Here is a 23,165-nt window from a genome sequence, read left to right on the forward strand (position 1 = left end):
ATTTCGCCCGCCGGAGGGGGCCTGAAACATGGGAGTTCATCTGTATCTGGATCAAGTCGGCGGGACGTTAGTCCCTGTCTAGGACCGTTACCGGCCGTTGTTCGCGGCCTGCTGCGGTGGCCGCGGCCGAGGGAGAAGGGGACGTTTCCGCGCTCAGTTGATGACTGACGCCCCGCTCAGCAGGGGAGCTAGGAGCAGTGAAATCAAGCCACTCTCTAACCGCCGAAACCGACATCTCCGTACGCAGGGCGATTCAGACTTCCCTGTCTGTAAGCACTCGGCGGGCGTACGGGGTCGCCTGGCGGAGATTCGTCGCGTACTGCGACGAACTCGGGCTAGACCCGCTGGCGGCAACACCGGACGATGTCGCCAGGTTCCTCGTGAGAATGGCCTCGATCCCCCGGTCTTCGAGAGCTACGACAAAGAAGGGTGAACCGCTTGCGCTGGGGTCGATCAGGATCCTCGTGGCCGCGATCAACAGGAGGTATCGCGACGAGGGACGGCGCTCGCCAGCAGACGACCCGCAAGTCGCCAGCGTCCTTCGAGGACTCGGTCAGCTACTGCCCAAACAACCGAGGCAGGTCAAGGCACTGCGCGAGTTCGACCTCCACGGCATGCTGAGGCACTGCGATGAGCTAGCGCGCCAAGGGTCGTATCGGACGAGGGCGGCTCGGGACGCCGCAGTTCTCGCGATCGGTTTCGCCGGTGCTCTGCGACGGTCCGAGATCTGCGGCCTCCGACTCGCCGACATCGACTTCATGGAACCGCATGGCGTGCTCGTTCACATCCGTAGATCAAAGACGGACCAGACGGGCGAAGGCCAGACGGTCGCGATACCGGATGGTGACCTGATTCAGCCGGTGAAGCGGATGAGGGCATGGTTGGACGTGTCCGGCATCACTTCTGGCCCGCTACTTCAGACGCTTCGACGTGGCGGCGCCATCCGGGGGCGCAGTATGCACCCGTCGGATGTCGCCCGTATCGTGAAGCGGTACGCGGAAGCTGTCGGACTCGACCCGTCGGATTACTCGGGGCACTCCCTGAGGGCGGGATTCGTGACCAGCGCTGCCATCCATCGGGCGCGCCTGGACAAGATCATGGAGGTCACCAGACACACCAGCCCCCGCACGGTCCTTCGCTACGTCCGGCAGGCGAACGCGTTCGAGGACCATGCAGGCGCGGCGTTTCTTTGAGCGACTTGGGGATCGCGAGGAAGAGCGGGATTGTCCCCATAGCGCGAGGGAAGCGCGATTTCACACGCTCGATGCACGGAGGTATGGGGGCATTTGGGCTTGTACCAGGTGCCTGAGAAGGCGGCTTCCGTTCCCGAGCGCGACGGAATCGTGATTCAGCACTTGACAACGGTCCTTAGCGAGGGTTGGTAGCCGCGAACACCGCGATGGAGTTCAGGTGCCGGGCAGCCACATTGCCTCTGGGCTTTACCGTCCTGAGGACGACGTGGCGCCGGACCGGCCGCCATTGACGGCCCTGAGGGGCACCATCCGCTCTTCAGTCAACAACTATCGGGGCGTGGATGTTCCGTTGCCCTGCGCCAGGGCGAGTGACCTTCGCCCCCTCGGAAGAGTCCGGCTACTCGGCGGCCCTACGCCAGAACTCTTCCGCCAGATCGCCCGCGAGGACGATCTCGGGGCGCAGTTCGACGTTGAAGCGGTCCCGCACGGCCCGGTGGGCCATGATCATCAGATCGAGGATGTCGGCAGCTCGTGCGTTCTCCTGGTTGACGATCACGTTCGCGTGGCGCCGGCTGATTTCGGCGCCGCCGCTGCTCGCGCCCTTGAGACCGCAGGCCTCGATCAACCGGCCGGCGAAGTCGCCCTCCGGGTTGCGGAACACGGAGCCGGCGTTCGGATTGCCCGACGGCAGGCTCTCCCAGCGCCGGCGGTTCAGTTCGTTGATCCGCTTGAGCGCCGAGGCGCCGTCACCCCGGCGGAGCCGAAACTCGGCGTGAGTGACGATCGCTTCCGTTCCCTGGAGACTCGTCGTCCGGTAGCCGGGCTCGAGGTCCGCGGTGGTCAGGGTTTCTACGGACCGGCCGGGCCGCGCCACGCGCACTTCGGCGAGCACGTCCCGGATCTCCGTGCCGTAACAGCCCGCGTTCATGACGACCGCGCCGCCGACGGTCGACGGAAAACCGGACAGCGCCTCGAGGCCGAGCAGGCCCTGTTTCGCCGTGTCCCGTGCCAGCCTGGCGAGGGTGACGCCGGCCCCGGCCCGCACCGTTTCACCCTCGACCTCGACCTGTTCCAGTTCCCCGCGGAGGCGGCAGACGATGCCCCGCATGCCGCCGTCCGGGAAGAGGACGTTCGAACCGTGGCCGTGGAGGTGGAGTTCCAGCGCTGCCTTCCGGGCGACGGTCAGTACTTCGGTGAGCGCCGCCTCGGACTCGACCCGCACGAAGAGCTCGGCCGGGCCGCCGATCCGAAGCGTGGTGACGGAAGCGAGGCGCACCGCTTCCCGGACCTCGACGCCGGGGATCGAGGCGAGCCGATCCCGTGTCTTCAGGTTGACGCCCTCGGGGGCCTGCAATACGCTGACCGCGCCCTTGTCGATGCCGGCTGTCACGTTCCTCTACGCCACGTCGCCGAGCGTCCGCAGCGGTCAACTCCCGACCTTCGTTCAACCGACTGACGATCCAGGGGAGCGCCGAACCGGTCGCGCGGGAGTATAGCCACGCGCGCACTCCGGCCATGCCGCCGGCTCGTGCCGATGGCCGTCTCCAAGGCTCTTCGCTGGCAACCCCAAAGGTCCGCCAAGCCTCCATCAGCTACTCAGGAGAAAGCAACCCATGAAGCAGAGCCGCGCGAACGCGAAGAAGGGAGCCGGCCGGCAGGAGGCCATCTCGGGCGCGCTCACCCAGATCGAACGGCAGTTCGGCAAGGGCGCGATCATGCGCCTCGGTGAACAGGAGAACCTCGGCATCGAGTCGATTTCGACCGGATCACTCGCCGTCGACCATGCCATCGGAACCGGCGGTTTCCCGCGGGGCCGCGTGGTCGAGGTCTACGGCCCCGAATCGAGCGGAAAGACCACGCTGGCCCTCTCGGTCACGGGGCAGGCCCAGCGCAGCGGCGGCACCGCCGCCTTCATCGATGCCGAGCACGCCCTCGACGCCGAGTACGCGGAGAAGATCGGCGTCAACATCGACGAACTCCTCGTTTCTCAGCCGGACAGCGGCGAGCAGGCCCTCGAGATCGCCGAGATGCTCGTGCGCTCGAACGCGCTCGACATCGTCGTGATCGACTCGGTCGCCGCGCTCGTGCCGCGCGCCGAGCTCGAAGGCGAGATGGGCGACTCCCACGTCGGCCTGCAGGCGCGACTCATGTCCCAGGCCCTCCGCAAGCTGACCGCGATCGTCGCCAAGTCGAGGACGACCCTCGTCTTCATCAACCAGATCCGCGAGAAGATCGGCGTCATGTTCGGGTCGCCCGAGACGACCACCGGCGGCCGCGCGCTCAAGTTCTACTCTTCCGTCCGCATCGACATCCGGCGCATCGCCGCGCTCAAGGACGGCGACCAGGTCGTCGGCTCGCGGGTCCGCGTCAAGGTGGTCAAGAACAAGGTCGCGCCGCCCTTCCGGGTCGCCGAGTTCGACATCGACTACGGCGAGGGCATTTCCCGCGTCGGCGAGTTGATCGACCTCGGCATCCAGCACAAGCGGGTCATGAAGAGCGGCGCCTGGTTCTCCGCCGGCGACACGAGGCTCGGCCAGGGCCGCGAGAACGCCAAGCAGTTCCTCCGCGACAACGCCGACCTCGCCGACGACATCGAAAGCCACCTCCGCTCTGAACTCGGCCTGCCGCCCATCGTCGTCGCACTCGGCGACCAGGCCGCCGCGGCCGGGTGACGATGTCGAACAGGCTATTCTCGGGTTCAAGCGGAGACAATCCGGATCGAGGGAAGGGAGAGTCATGAAGAGCATTGAGGATCGCGCATCGTGGTGGCCGTCGACTGCGCTGGCGTTGGCCGTTGCCGCCTTGTTGCTGCTGGCCGCTTGCGCGGGCGAAGGCGGTGTTGCCGCAGCGCGCGCCGGCTACATCGCGGAGATGGGGTCGTTCTCGGTCGTGCAGGCTCCCGCGATGGCCGAGGAGGCGACGGAAGACGCCGAGGCTGACGCCGAAGCAGAAGCAACCGAGGAAGCTGCCGCGCCGACCGAACCCGCGATGGTCACCGTTCTGCTCGACTTCCTGATTCACAACGAGGGCTCCGGCGCACTCGACGGCGTCACCGTCGACCTCACGATCGCCGATCCGGACGGCAACGAAAAGGAACGCCGGCTGCTCTGGGTGGAGACGGCCGGCCTGACCAAGGGCTCGCAACGGCAGGTCGCCCATGAACTGACCGACGTTGCCTACACCGACGGCGATGGCTTCCACGTCGAGGTCCGTCATCCGATCCCGATGGAAGAGCGCGGCGCCTACCGCGAGTTCGACGCCGAGAACTGAGCGGCCGCGCTTACGCGGAGCGCCCGCGCGATCGGGCGGCGCCGACCACGCAGGACTGAAGACCGTGCTCCACAAGCAACTTCGCGTCACCGCCACGCTGAATCTGGGCGGCGACATCGCCGCGACCGTGGGGGCCTTCTTCCTGGCCTGGTACCTGCGGTTCGTCCAGCCGGTGGTCGAGATCACGAAGTCGGTGCCCGACTTCGAGCCCTACCTCAGGATGTTGCCGTTCATCGTCCTGATCTGGCCCACCGTCTACTACTTCCACGGCCTCTACCGCATCCGCCGCGGGCACAGCCGGGTGGACGAGATGATCAGCATCGTCGTCGCCACCGTGCTGGCGCTGATCATCCTGACCTCGGTCCTGACCTTCGACCGTCTGACCCAGGCCGGCACGGACGATCCCTTTTCCTACAGCCGGGCGTTCTTCGCCCTGTTCGTGGTCACCGACATCTTCCTCGTCTCCTTCCTCCGGCTGATCACCCGCGCCTTCCTGCGCAGGTTCCGCCGCCGCGGGCACAACGTGCGCCGGATTCTCATCGTCGGCGCCGGCGACAGCGGCGAGGAGATCGCGGCCAAGCTGGTCCGCCACCGGGAACTCGGCTATGAAGTCGTCGGGTTCCTCGACGACGATCCGGAGAAGCTGCACGCCGAGATCGGCGGCGGCGTCCATGTCCTCGGCACCCTGGAGGACCTGGAAGAGACGATCGAACAACACGGCGTCGACCAGGTGATGATCGCCCTGCCCTTCGCCGCCCACCGAAAGATCCTCGACCTGCTCGACCGCATCGGCAACGAACTGATCGAGATCCGCCTCGTTCCGAACGTGCTCCAGTACGCCACGCTGCGCGCCGAGATCGAAGACGTTGACGGCACGCCGGTCATCAACCTCTCGCACGTGCCGATGGAGGGCTGGTCGAGCCTGGCCAAGCGCACGATGGACATCGTTCTCTCCGCCGCCGCGATGGTCGCACTCCTCCCGTTCCTGCCTGTCGTCATGCTGCTGATCAAGCTGGAGGACCGGGGCCCGCTCTTCTACCGCCAGGAGCGGATGGGCCTCGACGGCCGCTCCTTCATGATTCTCAAGCTCCGCTCGATGCGCGTGGGCGCCGAGTCCTCGACCGGCCCTGTCTGGGCAACGGAAGACGATCCCCGTCGCACCCGCATCGGCGCCTTCCTGCGCCGCTGGTCGATCGACGAACTGCCCCAGCTCTGGAACATCTTCCTCGGCGACATGTCCTGCGTCGGACCCCGTCCCGAACGCCCCGCCTTCGTCCGCGAGTTTCGCGACAAGATTCCCAACTACATGCTCCGCCACCGCGTGAAGTCCGGCCTGACGGGCTGGGCCCAGGTCCACGGCTGGCGCGGCAACACCTCCATCCGCAAGCGCATCCAGTACGACCTCTACTACATCGAGAACTGGAGCCTCCGCCTGGACCTCCAGATCCTCTGGCTCACCCTCCGCCGCGGCCTCACGAAGAACGCTTACTGACGTCGGTGTCTACGGTGCGGAGCCCCGCCGTTGAGTGCACCCGGGCTCTCAGTCACCGGCCTCCCGCAGGACGTCCCGGTAGATGTCCAGGGTACTCTCGGCGGCCTCCTCCCACCGGAAGCGCGCCGATCGTTGGCCGGCCCGGTCGGCCAGTTGCCTCGCGTGATCGCGGTCGCCCATGCAACGCTCGATCGCCCCGGCGATCTCCTTCACATCGAGCGGGTTCACGAGTTCCGCGTAGCCCTGGGCGATCTCCTTGAGCGACGACGTGTTCGACGTGATGACGGGTACACCGGAAGCCATCGCTTCGACGACGGGCAGTCCGAAGCCCTCGTAGAGGGTGGGATAGAGGAACAGGATCGCCCCCTGGTACAGGGCGGGAAGGACCTTGCCGTCCACGTGGCCCACCAGACGGACGTGATCGCCGACCCCGAGCTGGCGGGCTCGGCGCGCCAGCTTGAAGTTGCTGCCCGGGCGGGCGCCTACGCAGACGAGCGGAGCGTCGAAGCCGGCCCGCGACCGAGCGCGCGCGTAGGCCTTGATCACCCGGTCGAGGTTCTTGTGAGGCTTCGGGTTGCCGACGAACAGCAGGTAGGGCCGGCGTACGCCAACCTCGGCCAGGGAGGCGCGGAGTTCGTCTTCCGCCAGGGGCCGGCGGAAGCGGTCTTCGACCCCGTTGTAGACGACGCGGACCTTGTGCTCGTCGACGCTGAAGTAGTCGAGGACGTCGTTACGGGTGTTCTTCGACACGGCGACGATCCGGTCTGCCCGGCCGACGCTGTGGCGGAACATCCCCTGGGCGTAGAAGGACGCGGCGCGGTTGGGCAGGAAGCCGGGATAGAGCAGGTGGATGATGTCGTGGATCGTGACCACGGTCGGGCAGGGTACGACGGCGGGCAGGACGTAGTGGGTAGCGTGGTAGAGGTCCAGCCGGGACCGCCAGATGCGCCAGCTCATCAGTCCGATCTCGCGCAGCGAGTAGACGGGCGAGCGCTCGACGACGCAGCGGAAGTTCGGCGGCAGGTCGAGGGCGAAGTCCCGGTCCTCGGGCCGCACGAACAGGATGTACTCGTTGCCGGTGGGCGTCCCGCTCGCGCCTTCGATGCGGGCCAGACCGTGGATGAGGTTCGTCACGTAGACCCCGATGCCGAAGTCCCGCACTTTCCGGGCGTCGATGCCGATCCTGGGCACGGGGCAAGCCTAGCGCCGCCAATGCGCGAAGGCGTTGACAAGTGGCGGCAACGACTCGTAGCCTCTGGGGTTTGCGCGCTTGCGCCTCGCCGGAGTCGCGGCGGACCATCGGAGAGGCGACTCGCAGAGGTGACTCGCGGTTCGAGACGGCGGACGCCTGACGGTGAAATCGGATGCACCTGCAGCTCGACCAAGCCCGTAACGGCCCCCTCCGCTGGCGCGATGCCGTCAGCGTGGCGGCAGCCGACCTGCGCCGGGACGAGGCGCTCGTTCCGGGCAGTGTCGACTGCGAGGGCAGCCTGACCTTTACCGGACCGGACTTTCTGCTGCAGACGCGGCTGCGCTATCGCCACCGACTTCGCTGTGACCGTTGTCTGACCCGGTACGAGGAGGATGTCGACCTGCCGCTCGCCTTCGTCGTGACGGCAGCCGTCGTGGACGGTCCGCCGGCTGCGGACGGCGCCGGGGACGCCCACGGCGCCCGCGAACTGGAGGCGGAGGATCTCTCGACCCTCGCTGCGGTCGACGGCGCCGTCGACCTGTTCCGGCTGGTTTGCGAACAGGTCGAACTCAACGTCCCGATGAAACCGACGTGCGACCCGGGGTGCCGGGGCCTGTGCCCGCAGTGCGGAGTCGACCGGAACCGGAAGGCCTGCGCCTGCGTCGCGGAGCGCGTCGATCCCCGCTGGGCCGGCCTTGAGGCGGTCCGCGAACGGCTTACCGATAATCTGTCCAGCTAGCCAGGAATCCAGGAAAGGAATAGAAGGAATGGCCAATCCCAAACGGCGGCACTCGAAGGCCCGCCGGGACCGGCGACGGTCCCATGACGGCCTGAGGCGTCCCGCCGCCTCAATCTGTCCGAACTGCGGCGAAATGAAACTGCCGCATCGCGCCTGCAGCCACTGCGGCTACTACCGCGGGCGTGACGTGATCGAGGTCGAGGACGTTCTCTAGGAGTCCGACGCCGCCGGCGCCGCGGTCCCGATGACGAATCGATCCCCTGCACCCGAGCCGACGGTGATCGCCGTCGACGCGATGGGCGGCGATCACGCGCCACGGGCCGTGGTCGAGGGAGCGCTGCTGGCCGCGCAGGAGCGCGGCCTTCGGTTGCTCCTGGTCGGCCGGCGGGATGACCTGGAACGGGAGATCGAGGAACTCGAATCCGTCGTGGCCGACCTCGACCGGATCGAGATCGTTCACGCCCGCGAAGTCGTCGGCATGGGCGAGTCGGCCCTGGCGGTGCGCCGGAAGCGGGATTCCTCGGTCCGGGTCTGCGCCCGCCTGGTGAGGGAAGGTCGGGCCGCGGCGATGCTGACGGCCGGCAACACGGGCGCCGCCCTGGTCGCCGGCAAGATGGTCATCGGCGTGGCACCGGGGGTCGATCGGCCGGCCCTGGCCGTCGTTCTGCCGCGCCGCGACGGCAGCACGATCCTGCTCGACGCAGGCGCCAACGTGGATTCCAAGCTCCATCAACTCCGCCAGTTCGCGGTGATGGGGCACTACCTCGCGGAGCAGCTCCTGCGCCTCGAGTCGCCGCGGATCGGCCTGCTGTCGATCGGCGAGGAGGTGGGCAAGGGAACGGAACTCGTCCGCGAGGTGTTCAAGGCGCTCGACGCCACGGGCCTCAACTTCGTCGGCAACGTCGAGGGCGGCGACGTGTTCAACGGCGCCGTCGATGTCGTCGTCTGCGACGGTTTCGTCGGCAACGCGATCCTCAAGAGCGCCGAGTCCCTGGGCGAGTTCGTGAGCGGACAGTTGCGCCAGGAGATGGGAAGTACGTGGCGAGCGCGCTGCGGCTATCTGCTGGCGCGGCCGGCCTTCGAGCGCTTCAAGCGCCGCCTCGACTACAGCGAATACGGCGGCGCGCCGCTGCTGGGGCTGCGGGGCGGCTGCTTCGTTGCCCACGGTCGGTCTTCCGCGCACGCGATCCACAGCGCCGTGCGGCGGGCGGTAGAGTTCTGCGAAGCGGGCATTCACCTCAAGGTCAGCGCGAAGCTCGCCGAGGTCGCGTACGAAACGCGCTCGAAGGCGGTGGTGGCGGGATGACGAACGGTCTGCAGGGAGACTCCTCGAACGGGGCGCGCCGGGTCCGGATTGCCGGTACGGGCCGCTCGGTGCCCGATCGGATCCTGACCAACGCCGACCTGGAGCGCATCGTCGACACGTCGAACGACTGGATCATCGCGCGCACCGGCATCGAGGAACGCCGGGTCGCGTCCGACGAGGAGTACACCTCGGTCTTCGCCGTCGACGCCGCCCGCAAGGCAATGGAGATGGCCGCCGTCGAGGCGTCGGACGTCGATCTCGTCCTGATCTCAACGGTAACCCCGGACATGCCGTTCCCGGCCACGGCCTGCCTGGTGCAGGAAGAACTCGGCGCGAAGGACGCCACCGCCTTCGACCTGAACGCCGGCTGCACGGGGTTCGTTTACGGGCTCTCCGTGGCCCACCAGTACGTATCGAGCGGCGCCGCCTCCACGGCCCTGGTTATCGGGGCCGAGTCGTTGACGAAGTACACGGACTACGAGGACCGTTCGACCTGCGTGCTGTTCGGCGACGGCGCCGGCGCGGTGGTGCTGCGCGGTGAGGATCCGCCGGGGCCCTCCAGCGAGAACGGGCTCGCGGGCATCCTCTCGGTGGCGATCCACAGCGACGGCTCGCTCGCTCATCTGCTCGAGATGCCGGGTGGCGGCAGCCGCAATCCTCCGAATCGTCCCGAGACCCTGGAGGCCCGCCTGCCTTTCATCCGAATGCTCGGCAACGAGACCTTCAAGGTCGCCGTGCGCACCCTGGCCGAGGTTTCGGGCGAGGTGCTCGAGGGCGCCGGGCAGCGTCCCGAAGACGTCCGGTGGCTGATACCCCACCAGGCGAACCGCCGGATCATCGACGCCGTGGGTCGCAGGATCGACGTGCCGGCCGACCGCGTCTACGTCAACGTCGAGCGCTACGGCAACACGTCGGCCGCCTCCATCCCGATCGCCCTCGACGAACTGAATCGCGACGGCCGGATCGATCCCGGCGACCTGGTCCTGATGGCGGCCTTTGGCGCGGGCCTCACCTGGGGCGCGGCCGCGGTGCGTTTCTAGGGCGCGCCTGGGGGCCGGTCGACATGAGCGGGGTGGCGTACGTCTTTCCGGGCCAGGGCTCGCAGCGGGTCGGCATGGGCCGGGCGTTGGCCTTCACCTTTCCCGAGGCGCGGGCGGTGTTCGAGGAGGCCGATGACACGCTCGGCTTCTCGTTGTCGGGGCTCTGCTTCGAGGGTCCGGAGGACGAACTCCAGTTGACCGCGAACACTCAACCTGCGATCGTCGCGATGTCGGTCGCCGTGCTGCGTTGCTATCTGGCGCAGGATCCTCCGGCTGAGGCGCCGGCCTTCGTCGCCGGTCACAGCCTGGGCGAGTACTCGGCCCTGGTGGCGGCCGGAGCCCTCGAACTGGCCGACGCCCTGCGGCTGGTCCGGGCCCGCGGCGAGGCGATGCAGCAGGCGGTGCCGGTCGGCGAGGGCGCCATGGCCGCGATTCTCGGGTTGAGCGAGGAGGACACCGCCGCGGTGGCGGCACAGGCGGCGAACGACACCGGCGGCGTCTGCCAGCTCGCGAACCTGAACGCGCCGGGGCAGATCGTGATCGCCGGGGCGGCCGGCGCCGTCGACAGGGCCGTGGAGCTGGCGGCTGAGCGGGGCGCGCGGCGGGCCATCCCGCTGCCCGTGTCGGCTCCCTTCCACTGTGCCCTGATGGCGCCGGCTCGCGCTGCGATGGAACCCTTGATCCGGGACGTACCGATGGCGGATCCGGAGGTCCCGGTCGTCTGCAACGTGGATGCGGAGGAAGTGACGACCGCGGCGGCGGCCCGGGACGCGCTGGTCCGGCAGATCGATGGCGCCGTGCGCTGGTCGGAGTCGGTGGCCCTGATGGCTACCCGAGGCGTCGAGAGGCTGGTCGAGATCGGCCCGGGCAAGGTGCTTTCCGGGCTCGCGCGCCGCATCGAGCGCGGCCTGAAGGTCCGGGCGGTCGCCGAACCGAAGGACCTCGCCGCGTGAGCGTCTTCGACCTGACAGGCAGAACCGCGCTGGTCACCGGCGCCTCGCGCGGCATCGGCCGCGCCGCGGCCCTGCTGCTGGCTCGGCAGGGCGCGCGGGTCGTCCTTGCGGCCCGCAACGAGGAACTCCTCGACGAGGTCGCCGGCGCGGTGCGAACAGGCGGCGGCGAGGCCCATCCGGTGGCCATCGATCTTGCCGATCACGAGTCGATTCCCGCCGCGGTGCGGGGGCTTCCTTCGGAGTTCGCGGCCGTCGACATCCTGGTGAACAACGCGGGCATCACGGCCGACAACCTGCTGGCGAGGATGACCCTGGAACAGTGGCAGCGGGTGCTGGACGTGAACCTGACCGGCGCCTTCGTCCTGACCAAGGCTCTGGTCCGCGGCATGATGCGACGCCGCCATGGCCGGGTGGTGTCCGTGTCTTCGGTTGCAGGGGTCGTCGGTAACGCGGGCCAGGCGAACTACGCCGCTTCCAAGGCCGGGCTGATCGGGTTCAGCAAGTCGCTCGCGCGGGAGCTTCTGAGCCGCGGGATCACGGTCAACGTGGTGGCGCCGGGCTTCATCGAAACGGACATGACCGCGGCCCTGCCGGACGGAGCAGGCGAGCGCTTCCTGGATCAGCACGGCCTGATGCGCCTGGGCACGGTGGAGGACATCGCGGCGGCGGTGCTGTACCTGGCGAGCGATGAGGCGTCCTACGTGACGGGCGAGGTGCTGAGCGTCAGCGGGGGCATGACGTAGAAGCTCTCAAGCGGAGCCGGCCTGGGGCCGGCGTTCTCTTCCCCGGGTCAGAAGACCCGGGGCCACACGCCTGCGGCGGCGGCGGGTCAGAAGACCCGCGCACCTGGCATTGGACGGATGGCCCCGGTGGTGGCATAGTCTTCCTTCCGCCCGCGGGTTCAGGACGCCCAACCCGCGCTAACTCCCCAGAGAGGAACCAGAATGTCCGTAGTCGAAAAGGTCAACAGCATCATCGTCGAGCAGCTCGGAGTCGATGCCGACGAAGTCACTCCTGAGGCCAGCTTCACTGACGACCTCGGTGCAGACTCGCTCGACATCGTCGAGTTGGTCATGGCCTTCGAGGAGGAGTTCGGGATCGAGATTCCGGACGAGGACGCCGAGAAGATCGGCTCGGTCAAGGAGGCCATCGACTACATTCAGGCCCACGGATCCTCGAACTGATCTCCCTTTGACCGGCGCGGGCCGGTCCAGACCATGAGCGACCGTAGACGCGTCGTCATTACCGGCGTGGGGCTCGTGTCTCCGCTTGGCGTGGGCACGGAGGCGACCTGGTCCGGCCTGATGGAGGGGCGAAGCGGCGTCGGTCCGCTGACGCGGGTCGACGCCGACCTCTACACGACGAAGATCGCCGCCGAAGTGCGGGACTTCGACGCTCAGCGCTTCATGGGCCGCAAGGAGATCCGCCGCGTCGACCTCTTCATCCAGTTCGCCCTCGCCGCCGCGACGCTGGCCCACGAGGATGCCGGGTTCGAGATCGACGACGACAACAGGGACCGGGTCGCCACCGTCGTCGGTTCCGGGATGGGCGGCCTGCCCCTGATCGAGCGCATGCACGGCATCTGGCGCGACCGTGGTCCGCGCCGGGTGTCGCCGTTCTTCATCCCCGGCCTGATCGCGAACATGGCGTCCGGCCAGATCTCGATCCGCTTCGGCGCGCGGGGCCCGAACACCTGCCCGACGACCGCCTGCACGACCGGCCTGCACGGAGTCGGCGATGCGTTCCGGATGATCCAGCACGGCTACGCCGACGCGGCGTTCGCCGGCGGCGCCGAGGCCACGACGTCCGATCTGGCGCTGGCCGGCTTCGGTGCGATGAAGGCCCTGTCGGTGCGCAACGACGAGCCGGAGAAGGCGTCCCGCCCCTGGGACAGGGGCCGCGACGGCTTCGTGCTCGGGGAGGGAGCGGGGATCCTCATCCTGGAAGAGCGTAAGGCGGCACTCGAGCGCGGCGCCCGCGTCTACGCCGAGATCGTCGGTTACGGCATGAGTTCCGACGCCTACCACGTCTCCGCGCCGGAGCCGGAGGGCGACGGCGCCGCCCGGGTGATGCTGGCGGCGCTCGACGACGCGGGGCTGGCGCCCGAGACGGTCGACTACGTCAACGCCCATGGCACGTCGACGCCGCTCGGCGACATCGCCGAGGTCCGTGCGATCAAGCGGGTGTTCGGAGACCATGCCTACCGCCTGGCCGTGTCCTCGACCAAGTCCTCGACCGGTCACCTGCTGGGCGCCGCTGGCGGCGTCGAAGCCGGCATCCTGGCGCTGGCTGTCGATCGGCAGGTGCTGCCGGCGACGCTGAATCTCGACGAGCCCGGCGAGGAGTGCGACCTGGACTTCGTGCCCCACGAGCCGCGCGAAGCGAAGGTCGACGTGGCGCTGACCAACTCCTTCGGCTTCGGCGGCACGAACGGCGCTCTGGTCATGGCACGCGCCTAGCGGACTGCTAGACTCTCCTCACATTCAGTCACAGCAGGTGCCGCGCGCCAGAAAGGAAGTGGACATGGCCCCATCCACCACGTCGAACCCCGTCACCAGGCAGGGAGGTCTGGCCTTGATCGTCGGTGTCATCCTGTCGGTGCTCGCATCGCTCCTCTTTCCCGGGGGCGTAGTGGACCCGGTGGACCAGACCGACTTCCCGGCCGCCCTCGACGCGGCGGCGGCGAACGCCAGCCTCGCGCATCTCGCGTCCATGCTGTCGATCCTCGGGATGTTCCTCTACGGGTACGCCGCTTTCACGTGGCTTCGCCTGGCCCAGCAGGGGCCCGGCGGCTTGTGCCTGCGGCTGGGGGCGTATGTGAGCGTGTTCGGATGGAGCCTCTACGTCGTCGCGATGGGCATGCGGCAGTTCAGCGTTCACCTGATGCAGCGCGGCATGGAGGATTTGGCCCTCGGTACTTACGTGTCGATGGCCGGCATCGTCATCGCGCTGGTTTCCGTCTATCCGATCGGTTCCATTCTGGTGGGCCTCGGCCTTTCCGCCCGCTTCAGCTCGACGAGCATCTTCAAGCTGGCTTCGTACGGATTCGTCCTCCTGGGGGTCCTGGCAATCGTCAACTTCCTGGTCCTGCAGCACGTCTCCGGGATCGAGCCCCGGACGCTTCTCACGAACGACAACGCGATGCAGGCGTTCGGTTCGCTCTGCTTCGTCATCATCGGCGTGGGGATGTACCGGGGCAGAAGCGAGCTCACCTCGGCGGCCTGACGGCCGTCCGCAGACGCGGGCGTTGCTTGACAGTCCGCACCTTCCGGTGCAGTATCCGGCCTCCCGGAGCCATTCCGGCCCGTTCCACCCGCACCGCGTCATGAACTCACCGGCCAGCACTTTCGCCTTCGTCGCTGCCTCCGTCGCTCCCGCGACCGGAGTCGTGGCGACTTCCTGGTGGGCTCACGGTCACGGCAAGGGCTGAACCCGGGCCAGGTCCCGGTACGCACGGTCCGGGACGAGGGTACTCAAGAAGGCCTCCTTTCGGATCGAAGGAGGTCTTCCCGTTTGAACCCGACAACCGACGAACCCCGAACCGCCACCCCTACGGAGGTCGCACGGAGCGCGACTTCTACGGAGGTCGCAGCGAGTGCGACTTCTACGGAGGTCGCAGCGAGTGCGACGTTGGTAGCGTCGTTGACGGAGGCGCCCAGCGCGTCCGGCGACGAGGTGCGCGTGCTCTCGGAGCAGGCAGATTGTCTGGAGGTGCGCGCGGATCTGGTCGGTGATGTCGGCGTCGAGTGGCTCCGGGAACGCTTCGCGGGGGAGCTCCTCTACACGCTGCGGAGCGAAGCGGAAGGCGGCCGCGGAACGGTCGAGCCGGAACGGCGGGCGGCGGTGCTCTCCGCGGCGCAGGGATACGACCTCGTTGACATCGAGGCGGACCGCGATCTCGGCACAACCATCCTGGAAGCTGTCGAACCCCGGCGTCGTCTGGTGTCGTGGCACGGCCGGGCGCGGAACGTGAAGGTCCTGCGGGGCCGCTTGAGACAGGTCTCCGGAGTCGAGGCGCGGCTCTACAAGCTCGTCACGGAAGCACGGGACTCCGGGGACGAGCTCTTGCCCCTCGAACTGCTGCTCGGCGCGCGCCGGAACGACATCGCCGCCTTCTCCATGGGCGCTGTCGGTGCCTGGACCCGGTTGGTGGCGCCGCGTCTCGGCGCGCCGTGGATCTACGGCGCCGCGGGGCCGCTGGCGGCGGCGCCCGGCCAGCCGTCCATTGAACGGTTGCGGGCAGACTACGGTTTACCGAACCTCCACCGGGCATCGCGGCTGTTCGGCGTCGTCGGCCATCCGGCGGCGCACAGCCTGTCGCCCAGGCTCCACAACGCCGGCTACCGCGACCGCGGCGAGGAGGCCCTCTACGTCGCCTTCGACGCGCCGGACTTCGAGAGCTTCTGGCGCGAGGTCGCGCTCTCCGACTTCTTCGATCGGGCGGGCCTGCCGCTCTCCGGCCTGAGCGTGACCGCGCCGCACAAGGCGGCGGCGCTCGCGGCGGCCTCCGAGGCGGGGGAGCTGGCGCGCGGGACTCAGGGCGCAAACACCCTGTTGCCGGGCCGGAACGGCGCCGCGGCCGGGCAGTGGAGGGCCGAGAGCACGGATCCGGAGGGGGTTGTGGGCCCGCTCCGGCGGGGCGGCATCGACCCGCGGGGCCGCGATGCGGTGGTCATCGGCGCCGGCGGTGCCGGTCGTGCCGCCGCTCTCGGTCTGGCCGCGGCCGGCGCCCGGGTCGTACTCGCCAACCGCACGGAGTCGACCGGACGGGCGGCCGCCGAGTCGCTCGGCGTCGTCTTCGTGCCGCTCGAAGAGCTGGAACCCGGCGAGTTCGATGTCGTGGTCAACGCGACGTCTCTCGGTCAAAGGAATGACGATCCGCCGCCCTGCGACCCGGCGGCGCTTCGGGCCTCGGCTGCCGCGGTCGAGCTGGTCTACGGCGGCGGTCCAACGCCATGGAGCCGGGCGCTCGCGGCGAGGGGCCTCGTGGTCATCGGCGGCCGGGAGGTGCTCCTGCACCAGGGGCTCTCGCAGTTCGAGGCGATGACCGGAAGAGCCCTGCCTTTCGAGGTCGGCGCCGCGGCCCTGGGTCTGGAGGCGCAGCCATGAAGATCTCCGCCGGCCTGCCGACGGGGGTGTCCGCCGCCCTGTTCGACAGCGCGAAGCGGCGCCGCCGGCTGGAGGCGCGCCTTTCCGCGCTGCTGGAGGAGCGGGGTTTCGCAGAAGTCCTGCTGCCCATCCTCGACTACTTCGAGCCCTACCGGCCGTTGCTGACCGGTCGGCGGCTGGAGCAGCTCTACCGCTTCGTCGACCGGGACGGTCAACTGCTCGTTCTCCGGGGCGACTTCACGCCGATGCTGGCGCGGTTGCTCGCGCCTCACCTCGACGAACTGGAGTTGCCGCTGCGCCTCTACTACCGTGGCGACGTCGTGCGTCACCAGCCCCTGCGTCCCGGCCGGATGCGCGAGTACTCCCAGTTGGGCGCGGAGCTTCTCGGCGGCGACGAGGCCGAAGCGGACGAGCGGATGTTGACCCTGTTCTTCGACCTGCTGCTCGAGGCGCGCGGCGAGGCTCCCGTAGCCGGCGACGGCGAGGAGCACGCCCTGCGCGTCGTGCTCGGCGTTGCCGGAGCGCTTGACGAGGTCCTGCTGGCCGCTGCCGGCGATCGCGAAGCCTCCGACCTCGCGCTGCGCATCGCCAGCCGCGACCGGACCGCGGCGCGCCGGGCCGGCCTGGCCGAGGTCGTCGAGCGCGGCTACCCGACGGAGCTTTCGGTACTGGCCGGCTCCGCCGAGGCAGTGTCCGATCTCCTGGGGCTTCGCGACCGCCTGGCCGCGGCGTACCGGGGCCGGGGCATCGAGGTCGAGGTCGACCTCGCCGAGTTCGCTGCCGCCGCTCTCGACTCGCGCATCGGTGTCGGCGATGGCCCGCGCGGCTACTACGACGGCCTGATGTTCGCCGCCTACGCGCCGGGGACCGCCCTTGCCCTCGGCGTCGGCGGTCGCTACGACAAGGTGTTCCGGTCGCTCAGCGGCGACTGCTCGGCGGTCGGCTTCTCGCTCGGTCTCGACCTGCTGCTGGAACTCGGTGCCGCGGAGACGTGGACATGATCACGATTGGCCTGCCCAAGGGGCGGAACCTGGGCCCTGCCCGCGCTTCCCTCGCGGCTGCGGGACTGAACCTCGACGGCCTTGACTCCTCGCGCTTGCGCCAGCGGTTCCCGGACCAGAACCTGCTGGGAACTCCGGTCGAAGTGCTGTTGCTCAAGGACTGGGACCTGCCGCTCTACGTCGAGCACGGGATCGTCGACTGCGCGATCGTCGGCTCGGACGTTCTCGAGGAAACGCAACCCGATGTCTTCCGGCCGCTACAACTGAAAGACGGCCGAAGCCGCCTGTCCCTGATCGCCGAAGCGCCGGAGCTGCCGAAGCGTAGCGGCCAGCTCCGGGCGGCGACCCGCTACCCGGCCTGGGCAGCGCGGCTGCTGGCCGCCCGGAACCTCCACGTCGAGGTGATCCACCTGACCAGCTCGATCGAGCTTGGACCGCTGCTCGACCTGACCGATGTTGCGGTGGACATCGTGCAGACCGGCACGACGCTCCGCACGCACGACCTGCACGAGGTGGAGGTCCTGGCGCGGGTCGCGCCGACCTTCGTCGTCAACCGGGCGTCGTTTCACGCCCACCGGCGCCGGCTGAGCGGGTTGCTCGGCACACTCGAAGAGACGGAGACCGGCGGTGACTGAGGCGGGCGGCAGTGCGCTTCGAGTGCTCGCGGCCGGGAGTTCCGCCGGGCGGGAACGTCTGGAACTCCTCGACCGGCGGGGCCGTAGCGGTGTCGCCGCGGAGATCCGCCGGGCGGCGGCCGGGATCGTGGATCGCGTGCGGGCCGGCGGCGACGCGGCCCTGCTGGAGGCGGTGCGCCGCTTCGACCGCTTCGAGGCGCCCTCGGCCGATGCGCTGCGACTGGCTCCCGGCCCGCAGCCGGACTCGCCCGCCGTCGACCCCCACGTGGCCGAGGCGATCGAACGCGCCCGGGACGCGATCGATGCGTATCACCGAGCCTTGCTGCGCGGGCCCGGAGTCGAGCGGGTCGACCGGGACGGCGTCCGGATCGAGGAGCGTCGCATCGCCGTTCGCCGGGTCGGCCTCTACGTGCCGGGCGGCCGCTTCCCCTATCCGTCGACCGTCCTGATGACCGCGGTGCCGGCCCGGCTCGCCGGCGTGGAGGAGATCGTCGTCGCCACGCCGCCCCAGGCGTACCGGGACAGCCCGGTGCTGCGGCACGTTCTGGAGCTGGTTGGCGTGGACGAAGTGTGGGGCATGGGCGGGGCCCACGCGGTCGCGGCGCTCGCTTACGGCACGGAGTCGATCCGGCCCGTCGACCTGATCGCGGGGCCGGGCAACGCCTGGGTGGCGGCGGCCAAGCAGCACGTCGCGCGGGATGTCGGCGTCGACCGGGATGCCGGGCCGTCCGAGGTCGTCGTCGTCGCCACCGCCGGCGCTCCGGACCAGTGCGTCGCCGCCGACCTGCTGGCGCAGGCGGAGCACGATCCGCTGGCGGTCGCGGTTCTGGTCACCGACTCCGCCGAACTCGCGGAGAGCGTCCGCGGTGAGATCGACTCGCGACTTACGGGCCTGCCGACCGCCGAGACGGCCGCGGCGGCCATCGAGCAGCACGGCGCGGCCTTCGTCGCCGCCGACCTGGACGAGGCGATCGCGCTCGCAGAGCGCATCGCCCCGGAGCACTTGCAGTTGATGGGCGAGGCGGCCGAGAGACGGGCCGGTGAGTTCCGCAACGCCGGCGCGGTGTTCGTCGGCGCGTCGTCGCCGGTCGTGTTCGGCGACTACGTCGCCGGTCCCAGCCATGTTTTGCCCACGGGCGGCAGCGCGCGCTTTGCCTCCGGCCTCGGCACGGACGACTTCCTGCGGCGCAGCCACACCGTCCGCTTCTCTGCCGAGGCCGCCGCGACCTGGGCCGGCGCCGCCGAGACCCTGGCGAGCACGGAGGGCTTGGCGGCCCACGCGGCGGCGGCCAGGCTGCGCCGCGGGTCCGAAGACCGGGAGACCAGGCCGTGACCGGCCCCGTCGAGCGGGTGGCGGCTCTCGTGCGGCCGGAGGTGCGCGACCTGTCCCTCTATTCGCTGCACCAGGTCGAGGCCCGCTACAAGCTCGACCAGAACGAGGCGCCCTGGGACCTGCCCCGGTCGCTCAAGCGGGAAGCCCTGGCCCGGCTGGCCGACCGGCCGTGGTCCGAGTACCCGGACTTTCACGCCGACCGGCTACGCCGGCTGATCGGCGACCTGCACGGCTGGCCCATGGAGGGCGTCCTGGTCGGCAACGGCTCCGGCGAACTGATCACGACGGTGCTCGAAGGGGTCGTCCGTCCCGGCCAGGAGGTGCTGATCTGCGACCCGAGCTTCAGCCCCTACAGGACGTTCGTCGGCCGCGCCTCCGGCGTGCCACGGCACTTGCCGCCGGCTCCCGATCTGGGTCTGCAGATGGACGAACTCCAGGCCGAGGTCGAGCGCGACCCGCGGCGGCCCGCGCTCCTGTGCACGCCGAACAACCCGACCGGCGCGGCGGCGGATCCCGCGACCGTGGAGCGTCTGGCGCGCTCGCTCGACGCGGCCCTTCTGCTTGACAACGCCTATGGGGAGTTCTGCCGCCACGACTACCGGCCGCTGGCGCGGACGAACGCGAACGTCATCCTGTTCCGGACCCTGTCCAAGGCCTGGTCCCTGGGCGGCATCCGTCTTGGCTACCTGCTGGCCGCGCCCGAACTCGTCGCTCAGTTGATCAAGGTCAAGCTTGCCTACAACGTCGGTCACGCCGCGGCCACCATTGGCGAGGTCGCGCTGGAACATGCCGACCGTTTCCCGCGTCGCGTCGCGGTTGTCAGGGGGCGGCGGGAGCAGTGGGCATCCATGCTCCGGGAGTTCGGTTTCGAGGTCTTCGACTCGGAAGCGAACTTCCTGCTCGCTCGCCACCCCCGCTGCAGCGAGATCCGCGACGGTCTGGCCGCAGCCGGCGTGCTGGTCCGGGACGTGAGCCGCTACCCGGGCCTCAGGAACTGCATGCGGATCGGGATCGGCTCCGGGCGGGCCCTGCGCGCGACCATGCACGCCTTGGGCGGAATGTTGTCTTCAACCTCGGGAGGCAAGTCATGAGAACAGCGTCAATCGAACGGAAGACATCCGAAACCCGGATCCGGGCCGACCTGTCGCTTGACGGAGGCGACCGCCGGATGGACACGCCGAACGGCTTCTTCAACCACATGCTGGACGCGCTGACCCGCCACGGCGGCCTGGGACTCGACCTCGTGGCTCGCGGCGATGTCGAGATCGACCTCCACCACACGGTGGAGGACACCGGGATCGTGCTCGGCGACGCTCTCCGTGAAGCGCTCGGGGATCGTGCCGGCGTGCGCCGCTTCGCACACGCCTTCGCGCCGCTCGACGAGGCTCTGGCCCGCGCCGTGGTCGACCTCTCGGGCCGTGGCTCCTTTCACTTCCGGCTGCCGCCGGAACTCGAGCAGGCCTGGGTCACGACCGAGTTCCCGCTCACCCTGGTCGGCGACTTCTTCGGTTCCCTGGCCGATCGCGGCCGGCTGACCCTGCACCTGGACGTGCTCTGCGGCCGCAACCCGCACCACGTGGCCGAGGCCGCTTTCAAGGCGGTGGCTCTCGCGCTGCGTGACGCGGTGTCGCTCGGGCCGGCCGTGTCTCCTGGGGCGGAAGGGGGCGCCGAGGTGCCGAGCACGAAGGGAAGTCTTACCGCATGACCGGCACGCAAGCGACGGTGATCGACGCCGGTGTCGGCAACATCGGCAACCTGGTGCGGGCTCTCCGGCATCTGGGCGCCGAGGTCGAGATCACCTGCGACCCGGCGACGATTCGCGCCTCCCGCTGCCTGGTGCTGCCGGGGGTCGGCGCCTTCCGGCCGCCTCGGGAGATCCTGCGTGGTGCGCCCGAGGAGGCCATTCGCTCCGCTGTCGACGCCGGCGCGACGCTGCTCGGCATCTGCATCGGCTACCAGCTCCTGTTCGACAGCAGCGAGGAGTTCGGGACGACGGACGGCCTCGGCCTGCTCGGCGGGCGGGTCACCGAGCTGCCGGGCGGCGTGCCCCTGCCGCACATCGGCTGGAACCGCGTCTTCGCGGTCAGGGACCACCCGCTGATGACAGGCGCGACGAACGACGACCACTACTACTTCGTCCACTCCTTCGCTCCCCAGGACGTGCCGGAGGAGTGGGTGCTCGGGCGCTGTCGGCACGGCCGCAGTTTCCCGGCGATCACGGGCCGGGGTCGCATCGCCGGCACCCAGTTCCATCCCGAGAAGAGCGGCGCCGCGGGCCTGCGGCTGCTGCGCAACTACCTGGCCTGGGCGGGCGACCTGGCCGCCGCGGCCGATGGAGGAGCCCCGGAGGGCCATGGAGGAACACATGCAACTGCTGCCGGCCATTGACCTGCGAGGCGGTCAGGTCGTGCGTCTTATGCGCGGCGACGACCGGCGGCGCACCGTCTACGATGCTAGTCCGGGCAACGCGCTCCGCCGCTACCAGGAGGCCGGAGTCGGCCGCATCCACGTCGTCGACCTGGACGCGGCGTTCGGCGGCGCGCCGCAGCGCGGCGTCGTCCAGGCGCTGGCGCGGCAGGCACGGGACTTGCCGAAGGGCCGCGGCGGCATCCAGCTCGGCGGCGGCCTGCGCGACCGCGAGGCGGTCGAGTGGGCCTTCGCGGCCGGCTGCGAGCGGGCCGTCGTGACCTCGCTCATCGTCCGCGGCTTCGACGTGTTCACCGACCTCTGCCGCCGGTACCCGGGACGCATGGTGGCGGCGCTCGACATCGACGGCGGCGAGGTCCGGCTCGCGGGCTGGACCGAGTCGGCCGACCGCTCACCGGCCGCCCTCTGCGCCGAACTCGCGGATCTGCCCGTGGCCGCGGTCCTGGTGACCGACATCTCCCGCGACGGGATGATGCAGGGCCCGAACATCGACCTCGCCTGCCGGATCGGCGACCTGGCCGGCGCGCCGGCGATCCTCTCTGGCGGCGTGCGCTCGGCGGCGGATCTGGAGGCCGCGGCGCGGCGGCCCCAGATCGAAGCCGCCATCGTCGGCCGCGCCCTCTACGACGGTTCGCTCGGCCTGGACGAGGCGATCGCCGCCTGCGGGAGCGCTTCATGAGAGCCACCATCGAGCCGACCGGCCTGACTCGCCGGATCATCCCCTGCCTGGACGTGGCAGCCGGACGCGTGGTCAAGGGCGTCCAGTTCAAGAACCTCACCGACCATGGCGATCCGACCGAAGCGGCGGCCCGCTACGCTGCGGAGGGCGCCGACGAGATCGTCTTCCTCGACATCACGGCCGCGCCCGAACGCCGCGATACGGACCTCGACTGGGTGCGGCGGACCGCCGAGCAGGTGTTCATTCCCCTCAGCGTCGGCGGCGGCGTACGCAGCGTGGACGACGGCCGCAAGCTGCTTCTCGCCGGCGCGGACAAGCTGGGGATCAACACGGCCGCGGTCGCCGAGCCGGAGCTGCTCACTCGGCTCGCCGAGCGCTTCGGAAGCCAGTGCGTCGTGCTCTCCGTCGACGCGAAGCGCCGGGAGCCGGCCGGCGCCGGCGACCAGAGTTGGGAGGTCGTCACTCACGGTGGCCGCACGCCGACGGGACTCGATGCGCTGGAGTGGATCGAACAGGGGATCGAGCGCGGCGCCGGCGAGATCCTGCTCACCAGCATCGACAGCGACGGTACGAAGGAGGGATACGACCTGGAACTCCTGCGGCGGGCCTCCGCCCTGTCGCCGGTACCGGTGATCGCCTCCGGCGGCGCCGGCACCCTCGGGCACCTCGCCGACGCGCTTGAAACAGGCGCAGCGGCAGTTCTCGCCGCCTCGATCTTCCACCAGGAGACCTACTCGGTGGGCGCGGTCAAGGAGTACCTCGACCGCCGCTACCCGATGCGTATTCCCTAGCAACC

General features: G+C 69.6%; 24 protein-coding genes. 22 read left to right on the forward strand and 2 right to left on the reverse strand.

Translation table 11 applies throughout. The features are described from left to right. The first annotated feature begins 386 nt into the window (after nt 1–386). The gene (locus OXI49_02425) at nt 387–1,193 is read left to right on the forward strand and encodes a site-specific integrase (GenBank protein ID MDE2689337.1); all 807 of its coding nucleotides are present in this window, start codon (nt 387–389) and stop codon (nt 1,191–1,193) included. A 397-nt stretch (nt 1,194–1,590) separates the two neighbouring features. Here the strand turns inward: OXI49_02425 and murB are convergent, their stop codons facing one another. After that, entirely contained in the window at nt 1,591–2,583 is a 993-nt protein-coding gene (gene murB, locus OXI49_02430; GenBank protein MDE2689338.1) for a UDP-N-acetylmuramate dehydrogenase, read from the reverse strand. A 223-nt stretch (nt 2,584–2,806) separates the two neighbouring features. On the opposite strand from murB, the gene recA reads away from it, so the two are divergent. The 3 genes from recA (at nt 2,807) to OXI49_02445 (ending at nt 5,955) form a co-directional block, all read left to right on the forward strand. Further along, the gene (gene recA / locus OXI49_02435; GenBank protein ID MDE2689339.1) at nt 2,807–3,865 is read left to right on the forward strand and encodes a recombinase RecA; all 1,059 of its coding nucleotides are present in this window, start codon (nt 2,807–2,809) and stop codon (nt 3,863–3,865) included. A 64-nt stretch (nt 3,866–3,929) separates the two neighbouring features. Then, the gene (locus OXI49_02440) at nt 3,930–4,463 is read left to right on the forward strand and encodes a hypothetical protein (GenBank protein ID MDE2689340.1); all 534 of its coding nucleotides are present in this window, start codon (nt 3,930–3,932) and stop codon (nt 4,461–4,463) included. Nucleotides 4,464–4,527: 64 nt separating this feature from the next. Further along, nucleotides 4,528–5,955: an undecaprenyl-phosphate glucose phosphotransferase gene (locus OXI49_02445; protein ID MDE2689341.1), complete on the forward strand. Its 1,428-nt coding sequence runs from the start codon at nt 4,528–4,530 to the stop codon at nt 5,953–5,955. Between the two features lie 48 nt (nt 5,956–6,003). Here OXI49_02445 and OXI49_02450 read toward each other — a convergent pair whose 3' ends face one another. Continuing rightward, the gene (locus tag OXI49_02450; GenBank protein ID MDE2689342.1) at nt 6,004–7,146 is read right to left on the reverse strand and encodes a glycosyltransferase family 1 protein; all 1,143 of its coding nucleotides are present in this window, start codon (nt 7,144–7,146) and stop codon (nt 6,004–6,006) included. 173 nt (nt 7,147–7,319) lie between these two features. Here OXI49_02450 and OXI49_02455 point away from each other — a divergent pair, with 173 nt between their 5' ends. The 18 genes from OXI49_02455 (at nt 7,320) to hisF (ending at nt 23,160) form a co-directional block, all read left to right on the forward strand. Continuing rightward, nucleotides 7,320–7,886: a DUF177 domain-containing protein gene (locus OXI49_02455; GenBank protein ID MDE2689343.1), complete on the forward strand. Its 567-nt coding sequence runs from the start codon at nt 7,320–7,322 to the stop codon at nt 7,884–7,886. A 28-nt stretch (nt 7,887–7,914) separates the two neighbouring features. After that, nucleotides 7,915–8,100, forward strand: a complete 186-nt coding sequence (gene rpmF / locus OXI49_02460; GenBank protein MDE2689344.1) for a 50S ribosomal protein L32 — start codon at nt 7,915–7,917, stop codon at nt 8,098–8,100. A 30-nt stretch (nt 8,101–8,130) separates the two neighbouring features. Next, entirely contained in the window at nt 8,131–9,192 is a 1,062-nt protein-coding gene (plsX, locus tag OXI49_02465) for a phosphate acyltransferase PlsX (protein MDE2689345.1), read from the forward strand. Further along, nucleotides 9,189–10,232 carry a ketoacyl-ACP synthase III gene (locus OXI49_02470; protein ID MDE2689346.1) on the forward strand — a complete coding sequence of 348 codons (1,044 nt, stop codon included), beginning with the start codon at nt 9,189–9,191 and terminating at the stop codon, nt 10,230–10,232. The genes plsX and OXI49_02470 overlap by 4 nt, the downstream gene beginning before the upstream one ends. Nucleotides 10,233–10,255: 23 nt before the next feature. Next, nucleotides 10,256–11,185 (forward strand): ACP S-malonyltransferase, encoded by a 930-nt coding sequence (fabD, locus tag OXI49_02475; protein MDE2689347.1) that lies wholly within the window; start codon nt 10,256–10,258, stop codon nt 11,183–11,185. Then, a complete protein-coding gene (gene fabG, locus OXI49_02480; protein ID MDE2689348.1) occupies nt 11,182–11,928 on the forward strand; it encodes a 3-oxoacyl-[acyl-carrier-protein] reductase in 747 nt (248 codons plus the stop codon). Before fabD ends, fabG begins: the two co-directional genes overlap by 4 nt. A 201-nt stretch (nt 11,929–12,129) precedes the next feature. Continuing rightward, complete coding sequence (locus OXI49_02485; protein MDE2689349.1) at nt 12,130–12,369, forward strand: acyl carrier protein; 240 nt, start codon at nt 12,130–12,132, stop codon at nt 12,367–12,369. Nucleotides 12,370–12,402: 33 nt separating this feature from the next. Further along, the gene (fabF, locus tag OXI49_02490) at nt 12,403–13,644 is read left to right on the forward strand and encodes a beta-ketoacyl-ACP synthase II (protein MDE2689350.1); all 1,242 of its coding nucleotides are present in this window, start codon (nt 12,403–12,405) and stop codon (nt 13,642–13,644) included. A 64-nt stretch (nt 13,645–13,708) separates the two neighbouring features. After that, on the forward strand, nt 13,709–14,410 hold the full coding sequence (locus tag OXI49_02495; GenBank protein MDE2689351.1) for a hypothetical protein: 702 nt from the start codon (nt 13,709–13,711) through the stop codon (nt 14,408–14,410). Nucleotides 14,411–14,827: 417 nt separating this feature from the next. Beyond that, entirely contained in the window at nt 14,828–16,294 is a 1,467-nt protein-coding gene (locus OXI49_02500) for a type I 3-dehydroquinate dehydratase (GenBank protein MDE2689352.1), read from the forward strand. Beyond that, entirely contained in the window at nt 16,291–17,295 is a 1,005-nt protein-coding gene (locus OXI49_02505) for an ATP phosphoribosyltransferase regulatory subunit (protein MDE2689353.1), read from the forward strand. Before OXI49_02500 ends, OXI49_02505 begins: the two co-directional genes overlap by 4 nt. Further along, nucleotides 17,292–17,930 (forward strand): ATP phosphoribosyltransferase, encoded by a 639-nt coding sequence (gene hisG, locus OXI49_02510; GenBank protein ID MDE2689354.1) that lies wholly within the window; start codon nt 17,292–17,294, stop codon nt 17,928–17,930. Before OXI49_02505 ends, hisG begins: the two co-directional genes overlap by 4 nt. Beyond that, nucleotides 17,923–19,263: a histidinol dehydrogenase gene (hisD, locus tag OXI49_02515; GenBank protein MDE2689355.1), complete on the forward strand. Its 1,341-nt coding sequence runs from the start codon at nt 17,923–17,925 to the stop codon at nt 19,261–19,263. Before hisG ends, hisD begins: the two co-directional genes overlap by 8 nt. Then, entirely contained in the window at nt 19,260–20,354 is a 1,095-nt protein-coding gene (locus OXI49_02520) for a histidinol-phosphate transaminase (protein ID MDE2689356.1), read from the forward strand. Before hisD ends, OXI49_02520 begins: the two co-directional genes overlap by 4 nt. Further along, nucleotides 20,351–20,968, forward strand: a complete 618-nt coding sequence (locus OXI49_02525) for an imidazoleglycerol-phosphate dehydratase (GenBank protein ID MDE2689357.1) — start codon at nt 20,351–20,353, stop codon at nt 20,966–20,968. The genes OXI49_02520 and OXI49_02525 overlap by 4 nt, the downstream gene beginning before the upstream one ends. Next, a complete protein-coding gene (hisH, locus tag OXI49_02530; GenBank protein ID MDE2689358.1) occupies nt 20,965–21,651 on the forward strand; it encodes an imidazole glycerol phosphate synthase subunit HisH in 687 nt (228 codons plus the stop codon). The genes OXI49_02525 and hisH overlap by 4 nt, the downstream gene beginning before the upstream one ends. After that, nucleotides 21,617–22,369, forward strand: a complete 753-nt coding sequence (locus OXI49_02535) for a 1-(5-phosphoribosyl)-5-[(5-phosphoribosylamino)methylideneamino] imidazole-4-carboxamide isomerase (protein ID MDE2689359.1) — start codon at nt 21,617–21,619, stop codon at nt 22,367–22,369. Before hisH ends, OXI49_02535 begins: the two co-directional genes overlap by 35 nt. Continuing rightward, on the forward strand, nt 22,366–23,160 hold the full coding sequence (hisF, locus tag OXI49_02540) for an imidazole glycerol phosphate synthase subunit HisF (GenBank protein ID MDE2689360.1): 795 nt from the start codon (nt 22,366–22,368) through the stop codon (nt 23,158–23,160). Before OXI49_02535 ends, hisF begins: the two co-directional genes overlap by 4 nt. Nucleotides 23,161–23,165: the final 5 nt, after the last annotated feature.

It is taken from the genome of Acidobacteriota bacterium (genome assembly GCA_028875725.1).
Taxonomy (GTDB): domain Bacteria; phylum Acidobacteriota; class Thermoanaerobaculia; order Multivoradales; family Multivoraceae; genus Multivorans.

Bases quoted from the DNA above. Each gene is read 5' to 3' on its own strand.
- plsX (MDE2689345.1), top strand. From the start codon at position 8,131: ATGACGAATCGATCCCCTGCACCCGAGCCGACGGTGATCGCCGTCGAC.
- recA (MDE2689339.1), top strand. From the start codon at position 2,807: ATGAAGCAGAGCCGCGCGAACGCGAAGAAGGGAGCCGGCCGGCAGGAG.
- OXI49_02505 (MDE2689353.1), top strand. From the start codon at position 16,291: ATGAAGATCTCCGCCGGCCTGCCGACGGGGGTGTCCGCCGCCCTGTTC.
- hisF (MDE2689360.1), top strand. From the start codon at position 22,366: ATGAGAGCCACCATCGAGCCGACCGGCCTGACTCGCCGGATCATCCCC.
- OXI49_02470 (MDE2689346.1), top strand. From the start codon at position 9,189: ATGACGAACGGTCTGCAGGGAGACTCCTCGAACGGGGCGCGCCGGGTC.
- OXI49_02535 (MDE2689359.1), top strand. From the start codon at position 21,617: ATGGAGGAACACATGCAACTGCTGCCGGCCATTGACCTGCGAGGCGGT.
- OXI49_02495 (MDE2689351.1), top strand. From the start codon at position 13,709: ATGGCCCCATCCACCACGTCGAACCCCGTCACCAGGCAGGGAGGTCTG.
- hisG (MDE2689354.1), top strand. From the start codon at position 17,292: ATGATCACGATTGGCCTGCCCAAGGGGCGGAACCTGGGCCCTGCCCGC.
- fabF (MDE2689350.1), top strand. From the start codon at position 12,403: ATGAGCGACCGTAGACGCGTCGTCATTACCGGCGTGGGGCTCGTGTCT.
- rpmF (MDE2689344.1), top strand. From the start codon at position 7,915: ATGGCCAATCCCAAACGGCGGCACTCGAAGGCCCGCCGGGACCGGCGA.
- OXI49_02455 (MDE2689343.1), top strand. From the start codon at position 7,320: ATGCACCTGCAGCTCGACCAAGCCCGTAACGGCCCCCTCCGCTGGCGC.
- hisH (MDE2689358.1), top strand. From the start codon at position 20,965: ATGACCGGCACGCAAGCGACGGTGATCGACGCCGGTGTCGGCAACATC.
- OXI49_02425 (MDE2689337.1), top strand. From the start codon at position 387: ATGGCCTCGATCCCCCGGTCTTCGAGAGCTACGACAAAGAAGGGTGAA.
- fabD (MDE2689347.1), top strand. From the start codon at position 10,256: ATGAGCGGGGTGGCGTACGTCTTTCCGGGCCAGGGCTCGCAGCGGGTC.
- OXI49_02440 (MDE2689340.1), top strand. From the start codon at position 3,930: ATGAAGAGCATTGAGGATCGCGCATCGTGGTGGCCGTCGACTGCGCTG.
- OXI49_02525 (MDE2689357.1), top strand. From the start codon at position 20,351: ATGAGAACAGCGTCAATCGAACGGAAGACATCCGAAACCCGGATCCGG.
- OXI49_02485 (MDE2689349.1), top strand. From the start codon at position 12,130: ATGTCCGTAGTCGAAAAGGTCAACAGCATCATCGTCGAGCAGCTCGGA.